The following is a 19,825-nucleotide window of genomic DNA, read 5'->3' on the forward strand; positions in this document are numbered from 1 at the left end:
AGGAGATCCAGACATGAAAACACCGAGGCGAAGAATGAGGCTTGCTGTCTTCAAAGCCCTTTTTCAGCATGAATTCAGAAGAGACGAAGATCTTGAGCAGATTCTTGAGGAAATTCTGGATGAAACCTACGATAAAAAGGCAAAAGAAGATGCCCAACGATACATAAAAGGTATAAAAGAGAACCTTCCCATGATAGACGATCTCATTTCCCGATATCTGGAAAAGTGGTCTTTGAACCGACTATCGGTTGTGGACAGAAACGTTCTGAGACTCGCTACATACGAACTTCTCTTCGAAAAAGACATCCCTATAGAAGTGACCATCGATGAAGCCATAGAAATAGCCAAGAGATACGGTACAGAAAACAGCGGAAAATTCGTCAACGGAATACTGGACAGAATCGCCAAAGAACACGCTCCAAAAGAAAAATTCGAACTTTGAAGGTGATAATCTTGAAACCGATCAAAGAGATCGCCGATCAGTTGGGATTGAAAGACGATGTTCTCTATCCTTACGGCCACTACATAGCGAAGATCGACCACAGATTCTTGAAAAGTCTCGAAAATCGTGAAGACGGAAAACTGATTCTCGTGACGGCGGTTACCCCCACCCCTGCAGGTGAAGGAAAAACTACCACTAGCATAGGACTTTCCATGTCTCTGAACAAAATCGGTAAGAAATCGATAGTTACTTTGAGAGAACCTTCCCTCGGCCCCACCCTTGGATTGAAAGGCGGTGCGACAGGAGGTGGCAGGTCGAGGGTTCTTCCTTCCGATGAAATAAACCTTCATTTCACAGGAGATACACACGCCGTGGCCTCCGCTCACAATCTGCTGGCGGCCGTTCTGGATTCCCACATAAAACACGGCAACGAACTCAAAATAGACATAACAAGAGTATTTTGGAAGCGAACTATGGACATGAACGATCGTGCTTTGAGAAACATAGTGGTCGGTCTTGGAGGATCGGCAAACGGATTTCCAAGAGAGGATGGATTCATAATCACAGCCGCTTCCGAAGTGATGGCCATTCTGGCTCTGTCTGAAAACATGAAGGATCTGAAAGAAAGGCTTGGAAGAATAATCGTAGCGCTCAACACTGACAGGAAAATCGTCAGGGTCTCTGATTTTGGAATTCAGGGTGCCATGGCCGTTCTTTTGAAAGATGCCATGAATCCCAATCTTGTTCAGACAACAGAAGGAACTCCAGCGCTCATACACTGCGGACCTTTCGCCAACATCGCACACGGTACCAATTCCATCATAGCGACGAAGATGGCTATGAAACTCTCCGAATACACTGTCACGGAAGCGGGTTTTGGCGCAGACCTCGGTGCTGAAAAATTCATCGACTTTGTTTCCCGTATCGGTGGCTTTTATCCGAACGCAGCCGTTCTGGTGACCACAGTGAGAGCTTTGAAGTACCACGGTGGCGCGGACCTCAAAAACATCCACGAGGAAAACCTGGAAGCCCTCAAAGAAGGATTCAAGAATCTCAAAGTACACGTCGAAAATCTGAGAAAATTCAATCTACCCGTCGTGATAGCGCTGAACAGGTTCGGTACGGACACAGAAAAGGAAATCGCTTACGTGATGAAAGAATGCGAAAGACTCGGTGTGAGGGTGGCAGTCAGCGAGGTCTTCGAAAAGGGTAGTGAAGGCGGCATCGAACTCGCAAAAGCTGTGATGGAAGCTGCAAAGGATGTAAAACCGGTTTACCTCTACGAGATGAACGATCCTGTGGAAAAGAAGATAGAGATCCTTGCAAAAGAAATCTACAGAGCCGGAAGAGTGGAATTTTCCGATGCCGCAAAAAATGCTCTTAAGTTTATCAAAAAACACGGTTTTGATGATCTTCCCGTGATCGTTGCCAAAACTCCAAAGTCCATTTCCCACAATCCATCTCTCAGAGGTGCACCCGAAGGATACACGTTCGTTGTCAGTGATTTTCTCGTATCTGCTGGAGCAGGTTTCGTTGTTGCTCTTTCAGGGGATATAAATTTGATGCCTGGTCTTCCGGAAAGACCAAACGCCTTGAATATGGACGTAGACAATGATGGTAACGTAGTGGGTGTTTCATGAAGGGGGTCACAACGTGTGGATCGACTGTAAGACAATAGCTCAAAGCATCGAGGAAAGAACAAAAGAGAGAATAGAAAAACTCGGTTTCACTCCCAAACTGGTCAGCGTTGTGTGCACAGATGATCCATCGACTCTTTCTTATTTAAAGTCTCAGAGGAAAAAAGCCGAGAAACTCGGAATAGCTTTTGAAATTCTGAACGTTTCTCCTGAGGATATAGTTTCCACTCTGAAGAAACTCGAATCAGACGAAAGTGTGAACGGAGTCTTCGTCGCAAGACCTTTTCCTCCAGGTCTCGACGAAAGGGAAATCCTTTCCTATGTTCCCGTTGAGAAAGACGTTGAAGGTGTGAATCCTGCTAATCTCGGACTTCTTCTTTACGATGAAGAGCTCTTTCCACCGTGCACTGCCGAAGCTACTGTGAGAATACTGGAAAGAGAGGTAAGCCTCTCCGGAAAAAGAGTAACCGTTGTTGGAAGGAGTGTCACCGTGGGAAAACCACTCGCCCTGATGCTCTTGAAGAAAGGAAGGGACGCGACCGTCACGGTTTGTCACTCCAGAACGGTGAATCTCGAAGAAATAACGAAAAACAGCGACATTGTGGTGGTAGCCGTCGGTAGAGCGAACTTTTTGAAAAAGAACATGGTAAAAGAAGGAGCTATTGTGATAGACGTGGGAATAAACTACGTGGATGGAAAACTCCAGGGAGATGTCGATCCATCGGTTGAAGAGATCGCCAGAGTGACACCCGTTCCAGGGGGTGTGGGGCAGGTGACAACCGTACTCCTGTTTGAACACGTTGTGAGAGCGGCGGAGAGACAAATGAAATGAAGGATTACACCTATTCCGTTACAGAGATAAACGAGTACATAAAGAACCTGATAGAAGGAGATCCCTATCTCACCAACGTGAGCGTTTACGGTGAGATCTCTGGTGTGCGCCCCAGAAAGGGGCATATTTTTTTCTCCTTGGTTGAGGAAAACGCCAGACTGGAGTGTGTAATATTTGGTGGAGACAACATGGGAATTCGTCTTCAAGAAGGTAGAATGGCTCTTGTCGAGGGAAGTGTCAGTGTCTACATTCCTCATGGAACCTACAGATTCATCTGCTCGAACGTGAGATATCTGGATCGAGTTGGTATGTATCAGATAAAATTCGAAACCACACTGAAAAAACTCCTCGAAGAAGGTCTCCTTTCCAGAGCAAAGAAAACCATCCCCAGATTTCCTAAGAAGATCGGTATCATCACATCTCGAGACTCCGCTGCTTTGCAGGATGTGATAAGAACTGCCAGAGAAAGAAAAGCCCCACTCGAAATTTACGTTTTCCACGCTTCCGTTCAGGGTGATTCTGCAAGAGAGGAGCTCATAAAAGCTCTGCGAAAGGCTAACGAATACGATCTCGATCTTGTTATGATCGTGAGGGGTGGCGGTTCCAAAGAGGACCTCTGGGTCTTCAACGAAGAGGATGTGATCCGTGAGATTCTCAAACTTCGACATCCCGTTGTGACGGGAATAGGACACGAGATAGACCGTGTGATAGCGGATTTCGTGGCAGATGTGGCAATGCACACTCCAACGGGTGCTGCTGAGTACGTGATACCGGATGTGAGTGAGATACACGAAGACCTGGACTTATTCCTCGAAAAGCTAACAACTTCCCTGTCTAACAGATTCAACGTGGAAGAGAAAAAGTTGGAAACACTTTATTTTCGCCTCAGAATGATCGGCAGAAGGAAACTCGAGCTAAACGAATTTAAAATAGAGAAGGTCAAAGAATTGACCACAAAGTTGAGAAAGAAACTCATAGATTATTTCGAGCACAACCAAGAGAAACTCGACAGTCTCGGTAGAATGCTCGAAAGTTTGAACCCGTTGAGACCTCTCGAAAGAGGGTTTGTCCTGGTGAAAAAAGGTGAGGAAATCGTTAAAGAATCTTCTATCTTGAAACAAGGAGACGCTGTGTCACTCGTTTTCAAAGATGGAACCAAGAAAGCGCAGGTGATAGAGTGAATTTCGAGGAAATGATGAAAGAACTGGAGGAAATCGTAAACAGACTGGAAAAAGAAGATCTTCCCCTTGAAGAATCCATCAAACTCTTCGAACGCGGAGTGGAACTCTACAGAAAGTGCAAAGAGATTCTTCAGCAAAACAGACTGAAGATCATCGACGTGATGAAAGAGCTGGAAGGTGAGATAGATGCTCCTGGACGAGATCAAGAGAATGAGTTACGATGAGCTGAAAAAACTGGCCGAGGATATTCGAAGAAGGATCACAGAAGTTGTCCTGAAAAACGGGGGGCACCTCGCATCGAATCTTGGAACAATAGAATTGACCCTCGCTCTGTACAGGGTCTTCGACCCGAGAGAGGACGCCATTATTTGGGATACCGGCCACCAGACTTACACACACAAAATCCTCACCGGTCGTGATGATCTGTTTCACACAATAAGAACCTTTGGTGGTCTCAGTGGCTTTGTGACAAGAAGAGAGTCCTCATTCGATTGGTTTGGAACAGGCCATGCTGGAACCTCCATAGCCGCAGGCCTTGGTTTCGAAAAAGCCTTTGAGCTGCTCGAAGAGAAGAGACACGTTGTGGTTGTCATCGGTGATGGTGCCCTCACCTCCGGAATGGCACTCGAAGCATTGAACCAGCTGAAGAATCTCAACTCAAAAATGAAGATCATACTGAACGACAACGGCATGTCCATTTCGCCGAACGTAGGTGGGTTGGCCTACCATCTCTCGAAATTGAGAACCAGTCCTATTTACCTGAAAGGAAAAAAAGTCTTGAAGAAGGTTCTCGAAAAGACAGAAATTGGATTCGAAGTCGAGGAAGAGATGAAATATTTGAGAGACAGTCTCAAGGGAATGATACAGGGAACCAACTTCTTTGAATCCCTCGGATTGAAATACTTCGGCCCCTTTGACGGCCACAACATAGAGCTACTGGAAAAAGTTTTCAAAAGAATCAGAGACTACGATTATCCATCGGTTGTTCACGTGGTGACTAAAAAAGGGAAAGGATTCACCGCCGCAGAAGAAGATCCCACAAAGTATCACAGCGCTCCGCCATCTGAAAAACCGAAAATGCTCTCTTACAGTGAACTCCTGGGATATACCCTTTCAAGAATAGCGAGAGAAGATAAAAAAATTGTCGCCATAACGGCTGCGATGGCTGATGGAACGGGGCTTTCCATCTTCCAGAAAGAACATCCCGATCGCTTCTTCGATCTCGGAATAACGGAGCAGACGTGCGTAACTTTTGGAGCCGCTCTCGGTCTTCACGGAATGAAGCCTGTGGTCGCCATATACTCTACCTTCTTACAGAGAGCGTACGATCAGATTATTCACGATGTAGCTTTGCAGAACGCTCCCGTTCTCTTTGCGATCGACAGATCCGGTGTGGTGGGAGAAGACGGTCCCACCCATCACGGCCTGTTCGACATAAATTATCTGCTTCCTGTCCCGAACATGAAGATCATCTCTCCGTCTTCTCCTGAGGAGTTCGTGAATTCACTGTACACCCTTCTAAAGCACCTCGATGGCCCTGTTGCCATTCGATACCCCAAAGAATCCTTCTACGGTGAAGTCGAATCCCTCCTGGAGAACATGAAAGAGATCGACCTTGGCTGGAAGATATTGAAGAGAGGAAGGGAAGCCACGATAATAGCGACCGGTACCATTTTGAACGAAGTTTTGAAGATACCGCTGGATGTAACTGTGGTTAATGCTCTCACGGTGAAACCGCTGGACACAGCTGTTCTGAAAGAAATCGCCAGGGATCACGATCTCATTATCACCGTTGAAGAGGCCATGAAAATCGGTGGTTTTGGATCTTTCGTTGCTCAGAGACTTCAAGAAATGGGATGGCAGGGAAAGATCGTTAATTTAGGTGTCGAAGATCTTTTCGTTCCTCATGGGGGTAGAAAAGAACTTCTCAGCATGCTGGGGCTGGATTCGGAGGGGCTCACCAAAACTGTGCTAACATATATTAAGGCCAGAAGTAGGGAGGGGAAAGTATGAGGATCATGCTGGAAAATGGGGAACTCGAAATTACACTCAACGCACTGAAAAAAATCGTGTACTTTGCGACTCTGGAGAGCTACGGAACGGTAGGGCTGGGAGATTCTCGTTCCTTCTTTGAGAGAATCTTTGGAGGAGACAGAGGCATTAAGATCGAGGAACTGGAAGATTCTTCTCTCAACGTTGATGTGTACATCGAAGTAGAATACGGAGTGAACATCAGAGAAGTCGCCAAGAACATTGCGGACAACGTTGCTCACAAGCTGAAAACCCTCGCTGGGTGTGAAAAGCTGAACATAACAGTCCATGTGGTAGGTATCAGGTGAAACGGAGGTAGAGACCTTGAAAAAGATCACAGGCAGATTTCTCAAAATCATCATAAAGAAGGCAACTGAAAATCTATTAAAACACAGAGATGAAATAAACGCCCTGAATGTGTTTCCCGTTCCAGACGGAGACACGGGGTCCAACATGTGTTCCACCATGCTGGAGGCGTGCAAGTACATAGACAACGTTAAAAGCGATGATCTCGTTGAGGTATGGAAAGCCGTAAAAGAAGGCGCACTGATGGGAGCCCGGGGAAACTCCGGGGTGATACTGTCCCAGATTCTGAGGGGAATGGCGGACGCTTCTCCTAGAGAGTACATCACACCAGCGGATTTCGTAAAAATGATTTCAAACGCCAGAAAAGTCGCTTACAGCGCCGTCATGAGACCCGTTGAAGGAACGATGTTAACGGTCGTGAGGGTTCTGGATGAACGGCTACAAGGCAAGAATTTTGAAACTTTCGAGGAACTCTTCGACTGGATTGTCGAAACAGCGAGAGACACTGTGAACAGAACTCCACACATGCTTCAAAAACTCAGAGAAGCCGGTGTAGTGGATGCCGGTGCAAAGGGCCTCTATTACATATTCGAAGGCATGAGGGACGCCGTAAAGGGAAACATACAGGTTAATCTGGAAGAGGTGGAACAGGCTTCCGTTGAAGAGCTCCAGAGAATGGCCTTTGAAGAGATAACGAACCGCTACTGCACGGAAGTGGCTGTCAGGAGGAACCAGGTGGTTGAAAAAAGCGAACTCGAAGCTTTCCTCAACAAGATCGGTGACTCTGTTGTCCTCGTCGAGCAGGATGACCTGATAAAACTGCACGTTCACACGAATCATCCGGGTCAAGTACTGGAAAAAGTCATCGAATTCGGAGAAATAGTAAAGGTGAAAATAGACAACATGAAGCTTCAGCACGAACATGTGATTTCTACACAGCCCACAAAGGAAATCGGGGTTGTCGCTGTTTCCCCTGGAAAGGGTATCTCAGATATACTGAAGAGCCTCGGAGTGGACGTGATAGTGCCCGGCGGTCAGACTATGAATCCCAGCTTTGCCGATCTGAAAGCAGCCGTGGAACAGACACATGCCAAGAATGTCTTTTTGTTCCCAAACAACGCAAACGTCCTTCTCACAGCAAAGCAAGTAGCGGAAGCGTTCGACGATAGAAGAGTGATCGTTGTTCCAACTTCCTTCGTTCAAGAGTGTGTGGCTGCCATGGTGGAGTACGATCCCGACGCGGAACCTGAAGACCTTCTAAAGAGGTTTGAAGAAGCCATCTCCCAGTGTGTTCCCATCTCCGTTACAAGGGCAGTGAGAGATTCCAGGTACGGAAACAGACGAATAAGGAAAGGCGAGTATCTGCTGTTTGTCAGAAAGGAACTCGTGTCCCACGGGTTCAGCCTCGTGAAGGTCTTGAAAGAAGCTCTGGAAAAGGAAAACGCACACGAAAAAGAGATACTGACGGTTTTTCTGGGAGACAACTACAGAAAACCAGAACTTGAAAAGATTCAAAAACTCATAGGAGAAGAATTCCCAAATCTCGATCTTGAAATCTACGAAGGAGGACAGCCTCACTATCCTTATTTGATGCTTCTACAATGAGAGGTGGAAATATAAAGGCAATCGTTTATCTCCCGCTGGATCCAGAAAAAGCGAAACAGAATAATCTTCCAGTGAAACTCCCTGTCCTCGCTGAAGATCTCCCGAAGGTACTGGAAGAAGATAGGATACCCCTCGATGTCATATTGAGGGGTCTGGAAGCCCAATACGAGATCACAAAGGATGAATACTACAGATCCTATTATGTGTTCTTCCTCTACGAGAAATTCAAACAGCTCCTGCGCGAAGGAAAGCTCGACGAAGCCGAGAAAATTCTGGAAAAAGCCAAGGAAGTTCAGTACGACTACCGCTATCATTTCTACCGTGGACTTCTCCTGAAACACAGAGGAGAGCTTGGAGAAGCAGAAATCGAAATGAGGCTCGCCATTTCGATGAACGACCGTTTCGCACCAGCATATTTTGAACTTGCCGGTATACTCAAAGAGAAAAACGAGATCGAAGACAGTCTTCTCTTCTACGAAAAAGCCTACGAAGTCAACAAAGAGTTTCTCTTACCACTCCTCAAGAAAGGAGATCTCCTTCTGGAAGAAGGAAGGCTCGAAGAAGCGATCGAAGAATACAGGAGAATCCTCGAGAAAGACTCCAATTTTGTCGAAGTCTACGAAAGACTGGGAGTTATCTACAATCAGCTCCAACGATTCAAAGAAGCAGAGAAGTTCTTCAAAAAGGCTCTGGAAATAGAACGAAAAGATCATGTGGAGTACAATCTCTCTTACACTCTCATAAAACTCGGAAAACTCTTCGAAGCTCTCGAAATCCTAAAGAGACTTTATGAAAAAAACCCCGATGATCCCATAGTAGCCAACGAATACGGACTCCTTCTCAAGACACTCGGGCTGTACGAAGAAGCCCTCGAGGTTTTTGAGGATGCTTACCGCAGGCATAAAGAAGAGGAGATTCTGAAGTACAACTACGGAACGATCCTGCTTCACTTTGAGAAGGAGAAAGCCATATCCATCCTCTCGGAAGTCTCGGATGAGCTGAAAGATAGAGCCGAATTCATGATCTCACTCGCAGAAAAGGATGTGGTGATTCCTTCTCAAGAGGAATTCGAATGGCTGAAAGATTACTTTTTCGATGGCACTATCGATGTTGTTGCCCTTTCGGAAGAAATCGATTCAGAAGACAAGAACGTGAAAAAGCGAATAGAAAAACTCAGAGAAGGTGAGTTCCCGTTTTACGATACCACACTGGACTCTTCAGAAATGCTTGAGGTGATCCTTGGTATCATGTTCGAATCCCCTGATATCTTCAAAATGGAAGAAAACGCCGTGAAATTCGTCTCCGCGTTCTACGGTAGCTCTGTGATGATCGCCTCCACAATCGTTTTGACGAGAACTTTCCAGTATTTTCTCGCTGAAGAAGAACCTACCATGGAGGAACTTTTGAGAGAACTGGTCGCGGAGACCCAGGATGTGAACTGGAAATTTTCTCTGAGGCTCGCCAGATTCAGGCACGCAGACAGGTTTGATTTCAACAGACTCTCGGATCTTGTTATCGCGTTTCTACAATCCATAGAGCAGGGAACACCTGTATCAGATGACGAAAGGTTAAAATATCTACTGGAGAAACTGACTTTTCAGAAGGAGGGATAGAGATGTTCGATAAACAGGAGTTCGTATCGAAACTCGTCACAGAAGAAAAAGCAAAGATTGTTCTCCTCGTAATGGATGGTCTTGGGGACATTCCCGTGAACGGAAAAACACCTCTTCAGGCTGCGAACACTCCGAATCTGGACAATCTGGCAAAAGAAAGTGATCTCGGACAGACGATACCCGTTCTTCCCGGAATCACCCCGGGCAGTGGACCAGGACATCTTTCACTGTTCGGATACGATCCCATAAGGTACCAGATTGGAAGAGGAATACTCGAAGCTCTCGGCATAGGTGTTGAGGTAGGGGAAAAAGACGTCGTTGCAAGGGCGAATTTTGCCACCTGGGATGGAAAAGTGGTCCTCGACAGAAGAGCCGGAAGGCCTGCCACAGAAGAATCCTCCAAGGTGGTTCAGCTGCTCTCGGAAAAGATAAAGAAAATCGAAGACGTGGAGATCACTTTCTACCCTGGAAAGGAACACAGATTCGTTGTGAAATTCACAGGAGAAGGGCTCGGAGATAACGTGACAGATGCAGATCCCCAGAAAGAAGGACATCCCATGGTCTGGGCAGAAGGTCTGGACGAACCTTCGAAAAAAACGGCAAGGATCGCCAACGAATTGATCAAAAAGATAGCGGAAGTTCTGAAAGACAATCCGAAGATAAACTTCGCCCTCATCAGAGGTTTTTCCAAGTACCCGGATCTTCCGAAATTCCCTCAAGTTTACAAGATGAAAGCGGGAGCCATAGCAACGTACCCGATGTACAGGGGACTTGCAAAACTCGTGGGAATGGAAATAATAGAAACGGGCCAAACTGTAGCAGATGAGATAAAAACGCTGAAGGAAAAATGGAACGACTACGACTTTTTCTACGTCCACGTGAAGAAAACCGACTCTTACGGTGAAGATGGAAAATTCGAAGAAAAGGTGAAGGTGATAGAAGAAGTCGATGCAATCATTCCAGAGATAGTTTCACTGAATCCCGACGTTCTTGTGATTACGGGTGATCATTCCACTCCCGTTCCGCTGAAAGCGCACAGCTGGCATCCCGTACCTCTTCTCATCTGGTCCAAATATACAAGAAGAGGTCTCTCTCAGGCTTTCAACGAGTTCGAATGCGCGAGGGGCACACTCGGAACGATCCATGCGAGCGACGTCATGACCCTGGCGCTCGCGTACGCCGGAAGGCTGGAAAAATTCGGAGCATGATACTCGTTTTCTTCTCCCTGTGTCTCGGGGCGCTGATCGGCGCCCTTTTTCGTTTTCCGTGGTACGTGCTTTTTCTACTGGCAGCTATCTTCTGGAAAAGAAACAAAGATATCTCTGTGGTGATACTCTTCACTCTTCTGAGCGCTTCCCTCTACCAGATTGGAACCCTTCCCGCTGGAAACTACGAACTGGTAGGATATGCGGAAAGGGGAAGGTTGAAACAGGTGAAAGTGTTTCAAGAAAAGTGGAAGAGGATACACCCTGTGAGAATAGAAACCTCAGAAGAGGGATACGTCTACGCAATCGGATACTTCGATGGAAAGGCCTTCCATCCTTCGTACATAAAAAAGGTCGAAAAGCCTTCCCTCAAGACCCTGAAAGAGTCTTTCTCCGGAATGGCGAACGGAACAGTTCTTTCCGTACTTTTCGGAGAGAAAAACGGAGATATTTACAGAAGTGGTCTGGGACACTTCTTTGCAGTTTCAGGACTGCACGTGGGAATAGCTTTCTCACTCTACACAACGCTGTTGTCTTTCCTGACATGGAGAAGAACTTACCAGGAACTTGCCGCGCTTTTGTTACTTGTTCCCTACGTGATCGCAGTGGGCACGCCTTCTGTGATCAGGGCTTACCTGACTATTTTTCTCTGGGTCACGTTCAAAATCTTCGGTTTCAGGACGACTCCCCTTCATACAACGGCAACGGTGGGATCCTTTATGATGATCGTGGATCCCACCATTGTTTTCACTCCCTCTTTCCTGTTGTCCTTCTTTGTCACCCTTTGCATACTGGAGTCAAAAAACATTTTCGAACTGACAGTGAAGGCTTATCTGTCGGCTTTACCGTTTCTCTGCCTTTTCTTTGGAGGAACCAATATGTCGGCTCTGATTCTCTCCATTCCTGTATCCCTTCTCATGATACCAGTAACGTGGCTCGCTCACCTTTCGTTTCTTCTTTTCCTCCTGGGTCTCAAAACATCCGCTCTGATCGCAGCAAAGATAACGAACATCGTATCGCTTCCTCTGAACGGGTTCATAAAACTGGCGAATCTGCTCCCTGAAGTTCCTCTTCCACAGTATCTTTACTTCATTTTGATCTTTTTTCCTCTTCTTTTTCTTTCTCCCGACATTCGGGACATATTCCGTAAAATTTCAGATCGTGCCATTTTATAGCGTAACCTGTTTTTTTAGAGATGTCTGATATTATCTTATTCACCTGTTCCGAGTTTATCTCCACGATCCTCCCGCATTTCTGGCAAATCACGTGCTGATGCGATTCCCTGTTAGATCGATCGGCCAGCTCGTACCTGTAAAGCCCTTCTCCGAAGTTCAGCTTTCTCAGGAACCCCAGCTCCACAAGAAGTTCCACCGATCTGTAAACTGTGGCTTTGCTTATTCGAACGTTCCTGTTCAAAAGTTCTCGGTAAACCTCTTCTACTCCCAGATGCCTCCCTCGAGACTCCAGAAAGATCTTGAGAATCATTTCTCTCTGTGCCGTGATTCTGTATTTCCTCTTCTTCAATTCGTTTCGAAGTTCTTCGTACATCCGAGCACCTCCTCCTGCTTCACAGGTTCATGATCGGTTTTATGTCTATTTTCCATCCTGTGAGTTTTGCAGCAAGTCTTGCGTTCTGCCCTCCTTTTCCTATGGCAAGGGAAAGCTGTGTCGGAGGAACGATAACGCGTGCTGCTTTGTTCTCTTTGTCGAGTATTTCCACTTCTATGACGGTAGCCGGTGCGAGAGCGTTCGCTATGAGCTGCTTGGGATCGTCCGACCACTTCAGAACATCGAGCTTCTCGCCCTTGAGCTCCTTCAGTATAGCGGCTATCCTTGATCCTCCTTCACCAATGCAGGCACCTATGGGATCAACGTTCGGATCGTTCGACGAAACCGCTACCTTTGTTCGAACACCAGGTTCTCTGGCAATGGCCTTTATTTCCACGATTCCATTCTCCACTTCCGGAATTTCGAGTTTCATCAAGCCAATTACGAACTCCGGTACTCTCCTGCTCACGAGTATCTTTGGCCCTTTGGTCGTTTTCACCACATCGATGATGTAAACCTTCACCAAGTCACCAGCCTCGATTTCCTCATCAGGGATCCACTCTTTCTTTGGAAGTCTTGTCTCGAGCTTTCCTATCCTGATGTCTGCCCACTCACCCGTGACTCTTATGACTTCTGCGGTTGTAACCGTTCCCTTGAGTTCGGAATACTTCTCAAACTGTTTCTCCTTCTCGAGTTCTCTGATCCTCTGAATGAGAACCTGCTTTGCCGTCTGTGCAGCTATCCTCCCGAAATTCTTAACGTTCAACTCCTTCTTAACAACAGAGCCAACTTCCGCGAGGGGATCGACCTTTTTTGCCTCTTCGATGGATATCTGTGTGGCCGGATCTTCCACCTCTTCCACAACTTCGAGTAGCTGATACACCTTTATGTTTCCCGTGTTCCTATCTATAACAACTTCCACGTTCTTGGAATTTCCAAAGTTCTTCCTGTAGGCACTCACCAGTGCTTTTTCGAGGATAGGGATGACCTCCTCTTTGGAAATTCCTTTTTCTTCCTCCAGCTGGTCGAGGGCTTCCAGCAAACCTATGTTCATAATGCCACCTCCTTAGAATTCCACTTCCAGATTCGCTCTCTTCACATCATCGATGTTTATTTCGTATTTCCTCTTTTCGTCCGAGATCGTGATTGTCCCATCGACAAAGGATTCGATTCTGCCTATGAAGGTTTTTCCATCTTTTGTTACTATCTTTGCAAGTTTTCCAGTGAAACGAACGTAGTCTTTCGGACCTCTCAGTGGTCTGTCGAGTCCCGGCGAAGAGACTTCGAGTGTGTAAGAGTGCTCTATGAGGTCTTCACGATCCAAAAATCGTTCTATCTCCCTCGAAAAGAGTTCACAATCCCGCACACTCACATAACCCACGGGATTGTCTATGATGATCCTGAGGACCCATCCTCTGCTCTCACGTCTGTATTGAACATCGAATATTTCCAATCCTTGTTCTTCTGCTATCCTTTCTGCTTCTTTTCTTACCTTCTCGAGGATCATTTCTTCAAACATGTTCTCACCCACCCCGTATGATGAATGAAAAACCGGGACCTGAAAAGTCCCGGTCTTTCTCTGGCGGAGAGGGTGGGATTTGAACCCACGGGTGGCTTTTGACCACCACACGCTCTCCAGGCGTGCGCCTTAGACCCCTCGGCCACCTCTCCTCTCCATACCAGAAAAATATTATACACTCAATCGTTTATTCGTTCAAGTTTTCATTTGGCAAAAACGAAAAGCGTAAAGATAGGGAAGATTCCCAATATTGACAGAGATTCCCTTTCCGTAATTGATATTCATAAACACGAAAATAATATGTGGATTTCATCCTTTACAAAATTGAAAATAACAGTGAAAAAACACTTCATATAAATCATTTTAAATAATCCTATAATTATGCTATCAAGAACAAAAAGGAGGGTTCTTCATGAAAGAGAAAGTCGTTCTTGCATACAGTGGTGGTCTCGATACTTCCATTATCCTGAAGTGGCTCTGCGAAAAAGGTTTCGAAGTGATAGCCTACGTTGCGAACATTGGTCAGAAAGACGATTTCAATGCAATCAGAGAGAAGGCATTGAAGACAGGTGCCTCAAAAGTCTATGTGGAAGACCTCAGAAGGGAATTCGTCACGGATTACATATTCACCGCACTACTTGGAAACGCCATGTACGAAGGAAGGTACCTTCTTGGGACCGCCATCGCAAGACCTCTCATAGCCAAAAGACAGGTGGAAATAGCCGAGAAAGAAGGAGCACAGTACGTCGCACACGGTGCAACTGGTAAAGGAAACGACCAGGTGAGATTCGAACTCACCTACGCTGCTTTGAATCCGAATCTCAAAGTCATCTCACCCTGGAAGGACCCTGAATTTCTCGCCAAATTCAAGGGAAGAACAGATCTCATAAACTACGCCATGGAGAAAGGAATTCCCATCAAAGTCTCCAAAAAAAGACCCTACAGCGAAGACGAAAACCTCATGCACATATCCCACGAAGCGGGCAAACTGGAGGATCCGGCACACATACCTGACGAGGACGTGTTCACATGGACGGTCTCTCCAAAGGATGCTCCGGACGAAGAAACACTGCTCGAGATCCACTTCGAAAGCGGCATTCCGGTGAAGGTCGTGAATCCCAATGATGGAACAGAAAAAACGGATCCTCTCGAACTCTTCGAGTATCTGAACGAAATAGGCGCGAAAAACGGAGTGGGAAGGCTCGACATGGTCGAAAACAGATTCATAGGTATAAAATCAAGAGGGGTGTACGAAACCCCGGGTGCGACGATCCTGTGGATCGCACACAGAGATCTCGAGGGAATCACCATGGACAAAGAAGTCATGCACCTGAGAGACATGCTCGCTCCGAAGTTCGCGGAGCTCATATACAATGGTTTCTGGTTTTCTCCAGAAATGGAGTTCCTTCTTGCAGCGTTCAAAAAAGCGCAGGAAAACGTAACCGGAAAGGTGACGGTATCCATCTACAAAGGAAACGTTATGCCCGTCGCGAGATATTCGCCGTACTCGCTGTACAACCCGGAACTTTCAAGCATGGACGTTGAAGGGGGCTTCAATGCGACTGACTCGAAGGGCTTCATCAACATTCACGCCCTGAGGTTGAAGGTCTACCAGCTCGTGAAAAAGGGGTATCAGATATGAACGAAAAACTCTGGGAAAAAGGCTACAAAGTCAACGAAGAAGTAGAAAAATTCACCGTCGGAGACGATTACATAACAGACATGAAGATCATAGAATACGACATAAAGGCCTCCGTAGTACATTCCAGAATGCTACGCAAAATAGGCCTTCTGAGTGCGGAGGAACAGAGAAAAATAGAAGAAGCGCTCAGTGAGCTCCTCAATCTTGTAAAAGAGGGAAAGTTCCAGATAAAGCCAGAGGAGGAAGACTGCCACACCGCCATCGAGAACTTTCTCGTGAAAAAGCTTGGAGAGATCGGGAAAAAGATCCACACCGCTCGTTCAAGAAACGATCAGGTCTTAACCGCACTGAGACTCATGTACAAAGAAGAGTTGAAAGAGATAGAAAGCCTCCTCAAAGAACTTCAAAAGACTCTTGGAAAATTCATAGAAAAATTTGGTGATGTGAAATTTCCAGGATACACCCACACCAGAAAAGCGATGCCAACAGATTTTGCCACGTGGGCTGGAGCGCTGAAAGACGCCCTCGAAGACGACCTGAAACTTCTCAAAACAGCTTACGAAATCGTAGATCAATCGCCTTTAGGAACTGGAGCCGGTTATGGTGTTCCCATAGACATAGACAGAGAGTTCACTGCAAAAGAACTCGGATTCTCGAGGGTCCAGTGGAATCCCATCTACACCCAGAACAGCAGGGGGAAGTTTGAGTATCTGATTCTTCACACGCTCTCCCAGATATCCTACGACTTGAACAGGTTCGCCTCCGATATCATATTCTTCTCGCTTCCAGAGATAGGTTATCTCAAGCTACCAAAAGAGCTCTGCACGGGAAGTTCCATCATGCCGCACAAAATAAATCCTGATCCACTGGAACTCGTAAGAGCTTATCACCACGCGATAGTTTCGAAGATGCTGATGACGGTCACTCTGCCGTCGAATCTCATCTTCGGTTACCACAGAGACTTCCAGCTTCTGAAGAAACCAATGATAGAGGCTTTTGAGATTAGTAAGAATATCGTAAGAATAATGAAAATAATTTTTGACCATCTTGAAGTTGATAAAGAAAGATCCGAGTCTAGTATTACTGAGGAAGTGCTGGCCACACACAGGGTCTATGAACTTGTGAAACAGGGAGTGCCGTTCCGTGACGCTTACAGGATGGTGGCGGAAAAGTACGGGAGGGAAAAAGATTGATCAGGGCTGGAATAATAGGTGTGACAGGGTATACAGGGCTGGAACTCGTCAGGCTTTTGAAGAGCCATCCCGAGGTGAAGATAACCTATCTGTCCTCGAGAACCTACGCTGGAAAGAAACTCGAAGAAGTCTTCCCTTCGACACTAGAAGACAGTGTGCTCAGCGAGTTCGATCCAGAGGAAGTTTCAAAGAATTGCGATGTTCTTTTCACAGCGCTTCCGGCCGGTGCGAGCTATGATCTCGTCAAAGAGATTGAAGGTGTTAGGGTAATAGATCTTGGCGCGGATTTTCGTTTCGACGATCCGAAGGTGTACAAAGAGTGGTACGAAAAAGAGCTACCGGGATACGAGAATGTAAAAAGAGTCTATGGACTTCCAGAACTCCATCGTGAAGAGATAAAGAACGCTCAGGTGGTGGGAAACCCCGGATGTTACCCCACGAGTGTCATACTCGCTCTTGCTCCCGCGCTGAAACACAACCTTGTGGATCCAGAAACGATACTGGTCGACGCGAAATCCGGTGTTTCCGGGGCGGGAAGAAAGGAGAAGGTGGATTATCTTTTCTCCGAGGTGAACGAAAGTCTCAGACCTTACAACGTGGCAAAGCACAGACACGTTCCCGAGATGGAACAGGAACTTGAGAAGATCTCAGGTAAGAAAGTGAAGGTGGTGTTTACACCTCATCTTGTTCCCATGACACGCGGTATCCTCTCGACGATATACGTGAAAACGGACAAATCCCTCGAAGAGATATACGAAGCGTACCTCGAATTCTACAGGAACGAACCGTTCGTTCATGTTCTTCCCACGGGAATTTATCCCTCAACAAAATGGTGCTATGGATCCAACCACGTGTTCATTGGTATGCAGTTGGAAGAGAGAACGAACACTCTCATACTGATGAGTGCAATAGACAATCTCGTGAAGGGGGCATCGGGGCAGGCAGTTCAGAATATGAACATCATGTTCGGGCTGGCCGAGACGAAAGGACTCGAATTCACTCCAATATATCCATGAAAGGGGTTGAAAAAGAGTGTTCACTCCCAAGGGCTTCAGGTTCGCAGGAGTACACTGCAAGATAAAGAAGAAAAGAAGAGACCTCGGGATCATCTTCTCTGAAGCGCCGTGTGTTGCAGCGGGAGTCTTCACCACCAACGTTGTTAAAGCAGCACCGGTGATTTACGACATGGAGATACTGAAGAAGAATCCGAACGGCATCAGAGCGATCGTTGTGAACAGCGGTGTGGCCAACGCATGTACCGGTGAACAGGGAATGATCAACGCAAGGAGGATGGCAGAGAAAGCGGCTGAAGAGCTCGGAATCCCGGTTGAAAGTGTCCTTGTATCCTCCACAGGAGTTATAGGGGTTCAGCTTCCCATGGACAAGGTGGAAAGCGGTATTGAAGAAGCAGCAAGAGAGCTTTCGGATGATCCTCTTCCTTTTGCCGAAGCCATCATGACAACCGACACGAAGGTGAAGATGCACAACACAAGGGTGATGATCGGCGGAAAAGAAATTACCGTTCTGGGAATCGCCAAGGGATCTGGCATGATACACCCCAATATGGCGACAATGCTCTCCTTCATAACGACAGACGCGAAAGTCTCTGAAGAAGCGTTAGAAAAACTCCTGAAACTTTCAGTCGATGATTCCTACAACATGATAGACGTCGATGGAGACACGAGTACGAACGACATGGTAATCGTTCTCGCGAACGGTCTTGCGGGCAACACGACGATCCAACTTGAAACGGATGGCTTCTGGAAACTCTACGAAGCCGTTCACGAGGTGAATCAGGTCCTCGCAGAAAAGATAGTGGAAGACGGCGAGGGAGCCACAAAGGTTATAGAGGTTCATGTAATCAACGCTCCTGATATAAAGTCAGCGAGACTGATCGCCAGATCGATCGTCTCCTCAAACCTTGTGAAGACGGCCATATACGGAGAAGACGCGAACTGGGGAAGGGTCATCGCCGCGGCGGGATACTCCGGTGCAACTTTCGATCCTAACAAACTCGACCTGTTCTTCGAAAACGAAGCAGGAAGAATAAAAGTGGCAGAAAACGGGCGGGGAGTAGCCTTCGATGAAGAGGAGGCAAAGAAGATCCTCAGCGAAAAGAGAATAAGGATAGTACTCGACATGAAACAGGGAAAAGAGACCGCAAAGGCGTGGGGATGTGACCTCACGGAGAAGTACGTTGAGATAAACGGGAGGTATAGAACATGAGGATTGACACGGTCAACGTTCTCCTCGAAGCTCTTCCATACATAAAGGAATTCTACGGAAAGACCTTCGTCATAAAGTTCGGTGGCAGTGCTATGAAGCAGGAGAACGCAAAGAGAGCCTTCATTCAGGATATAATCCTCCTGAAGTACACCGGAATAAAGCCGATCATCGTTCACGGTGGTGGACCTGCCATCTCTCAGATGATGAAAGACCTCGGTATAGAACCTGTTTTCAAAAACGGTCACAGAGTGACCGATGAGAAAACCATGGAAATCGTTGAGATGGTCCTCGTTGGAAAGATCAACAAAGAAATCGTGATGAACCTGAATCTGCACGGTGGCCGGGCAGTCGGAATCTGTGGAAAAGATTCAAAACTCATAGTGGCAGAAAAAGAAACGAAACACGGAGACATAGGCTACGTTGGGAAGGTGAAGAAGGTCAATCCAGAAATTCTCCACGCACTGATAGAGAACGATTACATCCCGGTGATTGCCCCTGTGGGAATAGGGGAAGACGGTCATTCTTACAACATAAACGCTGACACCGCGGCTGCGGAGATAGCAAAAAGCCTGATGGCAGAAAAACTCATTCTCCTTACGGATGTGGACGGTGTACTGAAGGATGGCAAACTCATTTCCGCTTTGACACCGGACGAAGCAGAGGACCTGATCAGAGATGGCACAGTGACGGGAGGAATGATTCCAAAAATCGAATGTGCCGTGTCGGCGGTGAGAAGTGGAGTGGGAGCCGTTCACATCATAAACGGGGGATTGGAACACGCGATCCTGCTGGAGATATTCAGCAGGAAAGGTATCGGGACCATGATAAAAGAACTGGAGGGGTAA

General features: G+C 46.7%; 19 protein-coding genes and 1 tRNA gene. 16 read left to right on the plus strand and 4 right to left on the minus strand.

Going from position 1 to position 19,825, the window contains the following annotated elements:
- Nucleotides 1-13 precede the first annotated feature (13 nt).
- From nusB to AS158_RS03330, 11 genes are read left to right on the plus strand one after another with little or no spacing between them, the layout of a single operon-like run.
- Nucleotides 14-442, plus strand: a complete 429-nt coding sequence (gene nusB, locus AS158_RS03280; protein ID WP_038052287.1) for a transcription antitermination factor NusB — start codon at nt 14-16, stop codon at nt 440-442.
- 11 nt (nt 443-453) lie between these two features.
- Nucleotides 454-2,082, plus strand: coding sequence for a formate--tetrahydrofolate ligase (locus tag AS158_RS03285; RefSeq protein ID WP_038052284.1), 1,629 nt, complete (start codon nt 454-456; stop codon nt 2,080-2,082).
- 13 nt (nt 2,083-2,095) lie between these two features.
- Entirely contained in the window at nt 2,096-2,911 is an 816-nt protein-coding gene (locus tag AS158_RS03290; RefSeq protein ID WP_038052282.1) for a bifunctional 5,10-methylenetetrahydrofolate dehydrogenase/5,10-methenyltetrahydrofolate cyclohydrolase, read from the plus strand.
- The gene (gene xseA / locus AS158_RS03295) at nt 2,908-4,092 is read left to right on the plus strand and encodes an exodeoxyribonuclease VII large subunit (protein ID WP_038052279.1); all 1,185 of its coding nucleotides are present in this window, start codon (nt 2,908-2,910) and stop codon (nt 4,090-4,092) included. Before AS158_RS03290 ends, xseA begins: the two co-directional genes overlap by 4 nt.
- Complete coding sequence (locus AS158_RS03300) at nt 4,089-4,316, plus strand: exodeoxyribonuclease VII small subunit (RefSeq protein ID WP_012896319.1); 228 nt, start codon at nt 4,089-4,091, stop codon at nt 4,314-4,316. Before xseA ends, AS158_RS03300 begins: the two co-directional genes overlap by 4 nt.
- Complete coding sequence (dxs, locus tag AS158_RS03305; protein WP_165304485.1) at nt 4,279-6,105, plus strand: 1-deoxy-D-xylulose-5-phosphate synthase; 1,827 nt, start codon at nt 4,279-4,281, stop codon at nt 6,103-6,105. Before AS158_RS03300 ends, dxs begins: the two co-directional genes overlap by 38 nt.
- Entirely contained in the window at nt 6,102-6,431 is a 330-nt protein-coding gene (locus AS158_RS03310) for an Asp23/Gls24 family envelope stress response protein (protein ID WP_004082317.1), read from the plus strand. Before dxs ends, AS158_RS03310 begins: the two co-directional genes overlap by 4 nt.
- 16 nt (nt 6,432-6,447) lie before the next feature.
- Entirely contained in the window at nt 6,448-8,034 is a 1,587-nt protein-coding gene (locus tag AS158_RS03315; protein ID WP_165304486.1) for a DAK2 domain-containing protein, read from the plus strand.
- Nucleotides 8,031-9,647 (plus strand): tetratricopeptide repeat protein, encoded by a 1,617-nt coding sequence (locus AS158_RS03320; RefSeq protein WP_165304487.1) that lies wholly within the window; start codon nt 8,031-8,033, stop codon nt 9,645-9,647. Before AS158_RS03315 ends, AS158_RS03320 begins: the two co-directional genes overlap by 4 nt.
- A gap of 2 nt (nt 9,648-9,649) precedes the next feature.
- Nucleotides 9,650-10,855 carry a 2,3-bisphosphoglycerate-independent phosphoglycerate mutase gene (locus AS158_RS03325; RefSeq protein ID WP_165304488.1) on the plus strand — a complete coding sequence of 402 codons (1,206 nt, stop codon included), beginning with the start codon at nt 9,650-9,652 and terminating at the stop codon, nt 10,853-10,855.
- The gene (locus AS158_RS03330) at nt 10,852-12,027 is read left to right on the plus strand and encodes a ComEC/Rec2 family competence protein (RefSeq protein ID WP_165304489.1); all 1,176 of its coding nucleotides are present in this window, start codon (nt 10,852-10,854) and stop codon (nt 12,025-12,027) included. Before AS158_RS03325 ends, AS158_RS03330 begins: the two co-directional genes overlap by 4 nt.
- Here the strand turns inward: AS158_RS03330 and AS158_RS03335 are convergent.
- The 4 genes from AS158_RS03335 to AS158_RS03350 all read right to left on the minus strand — a co-directional run bounded on the left by AS158_RS03335 (nt 11,942) and on the right by AS158_RS03350 (nt 14,071).
- Complete coding sequence (locus tag AS158_RS03335; protein ID WP_165304490.1) at nt 11,942-12,400, minus strand: Fur family transcriptional regulator; 459 nt, start codon at nt 12,398-12,400, stop codon at nt 11,942-11,944. The two genes, AS158_RS03330 and AS158_RS03335, sit on opposite strands and share 86 nt — an antisense overlap.
- 19 nt (nt 12,401-12,419) lie before the next feature.
- Nucleotides 12,420-13,454, minus strand: coding sequence for a transcription termination factor NusA (gene nusA, locus AS158_RS03340; RefSeq protein ID WP_011943610.1), 1,035 nt, complete (start codon nt 13,452-13,454; stop codon nt 12,420-12,422).
- A 12-nt stretch (nt 13,455-13,466) separates the two neighbouring features.
- Nucleotides 13,467-13,919: a ribosome maturation factor RimP gene (gene rimP / locus AS158_RS03345; protein ID WP_011943611.1), complete on the minus strand. Its 453-nt coding sequence runs from the start codon at nt 13,917-13,919 to the stop codon at nt 13,467-13,469.
- A 61-nt stretch (nt 13,920-13,980) separates the two neighbouring features.
- A tRNA-Ser gene (locus AS158_RS03350) sits at nt 13,981-14,071 on the minus strand.
- 260 nt (nt 14,072-14,331) lie between these two features.
- Between AS158_RS03350 and AS158_RS03355 the strand changes: the two genes are divergently transcribed.
- The 5 genes from AS158_RS03355 to argB are packed head-to-tail and all read left to right on the plus strand — an operon-like array spanning nt 14,332 to nt 19,825.
- On the plus strand, nt 14,332-15,561 hold the full coding sequence (locus AS158_RS03355; protein WP_165304491.1) for an argininosuccinate synthase: 1,230 nt from the start codon (nt 14,332-14,334) through the stop codon (nt 15,559-15,561).
- The gene (argH, locus tag AS158_RS03360) at nt 15,558-16,754 is read left to right on the plus strand and encodes an argininosuccinate lyase (protein ID WP_165304492.1); all 1,197 of its coding nucleotides are present in this window, start codon (nt 15,558-15,560) and stop codon (nt 16,752-16,754) included. The genes AS158_RS03355 and argH overlap by 4 nt, the downstream gene beginning before the upstream one ends.
- On the plus strand, nt 16,751-17,770 hold the full coding sequence (gene argC / locus AS158_RS03365) for an N-acetyl-gamma-glutamyl-phosphate reductase (protein ID WP_038052248.1): 1,020 nt from the start codon (nt 16,751-16,753) through the stop codon (nt 17,768-17,770). The genes argH and argC overlap by 4 nt, the downstream gene beginning before the upstream one ends.
- Before the next feature lie 16 nt (nt 17,771-17,786).
- Complete coding sequence (argJ, locus tag AS158_RS03370; RefSeq protein WP_038052245.1) at nt 17,787-18,980, plus strand: bifunctional glutamate N-acetyltransferase/amino-acid acetyltransferase ArgJ; 1,194 nt, start codon at nt 17,787-17,789, stop codon at nt 18,978-18,980.
- On the plus strand, nt 18,977-19,825 hold the full coding sequence (gene argB / locus AS158_RS03375) for an acetylglutamate kinase (RefSeq protein ID WP_012896308.1): 849 nt from the start codon (nt 18,977-18,979) through the stop codon (nt 19,823-19,825). Before argJ ends, argB begins: the two co-directional genes overlap by 4 nt.

The sequence above is a fragment of the Thermotoga sp. 38H-to genome (assembly GCF_011057665.1).
Classification (GTDB): Bacteria; Thermotogota; Thermotogae; order Thermotogales; family Thermotogaceae; genus Thermotoga.

What these genes read in the sequence shown, in the direction of transcription:
- nusB (WP_038052287.1), top strand. Translation starts at nt 14, where the DNA reads ATGAAAACACCGAGGCGAAGAATGAGGCTTGCTGTCTTCAAAGCCCTT.
- xseA (WP_038052279.1), top strand. Translation starts at nt 2,908, where the DNA reads ATGAAGGATTACACCTATTCCGTTACAGAGATAAACGAGTACATAAAG.
- dxs (WP_165304485.1), top strand. Translation starts at nt 4,279, where the DNA reads ATGCTCCTGGACGAGATCAAGAGAATGAGTTACGATGAGCTGAAAAAA.
- AS158_RS03310 (WP_004082317.1), top strand. Translation starts at nt 6,102, where the DNA reads ATGAGGATCATGCTGGAAAATGGGGAACTCGAAATTACACTCAACGCA.
- AS158_RS03320 (WP_165304487.1), top strand. Translation starts at nt 8,031, where the DNA reads ATGAGAGGTGGAAATATAAAGGCAATCGTTTATCTCCCGCTGGATCCA.
- AS158_RS03325 (WP_165304488.1), top strand. Translation starts at nt 9,650, where the DNA reads ATGTTCGATAAACAGGAGTTCGTATCGAAACTCGTCACAGAAGAAAAA.
- AS158_RS03330 (WP_165304489.1), top strand. Translation starts at nt 10,852, where the DNA reads ATGATACTCGTTTTCTTCTCCCTGTGTCTCGGGGCGCTGATCGGCGCC.
- AS158_RS03335 (WP_165304490.1), bottom strand. Translation starts at nt 12,400, where the DNA reads ATGTACGAAGAACTTCGAAACGAATTGAAGAAGAGGAAATACAGAATC.
- nusA (WP_011943610.1), bottom strand. Translation starts at nt 13,454, where the DNA reads ATGAACATAGGTTTGCTGGAAGCCCTCGACCAGCTGGAGGAAGAAAAA.
- rimP (WP_011943611.1), bottom strand. Translation starts at nt 13,919, where the DNA reads ATGTTTGAAGAAATGATCCTCGAGAAGGTAAGAAAAGAAGCAGAAAGG.
- AS158_RS03355 (WP_165304491.1), top strand. Translation starts at nt 14,332, where the DNA reads ATGAAAGAGAAAGTCGTTCTTGCATACAGTGGTGGTCTCGATACTTCC.
- argH (WP_165304492.1), top strand. Translation starts at nt 15,558, where the DNA reads ATGAACGAAAAACTCTGGGAAAAAGGCTACAAAGTCAACGAAGAAGTA.
- argB (WP_012896308.1), top strand. Translation starts at nt 18,977, where the DNA reads ATGAGGATTGACACGGTCAACGTTCTCCTCGAAGCTCTTCCATACATA.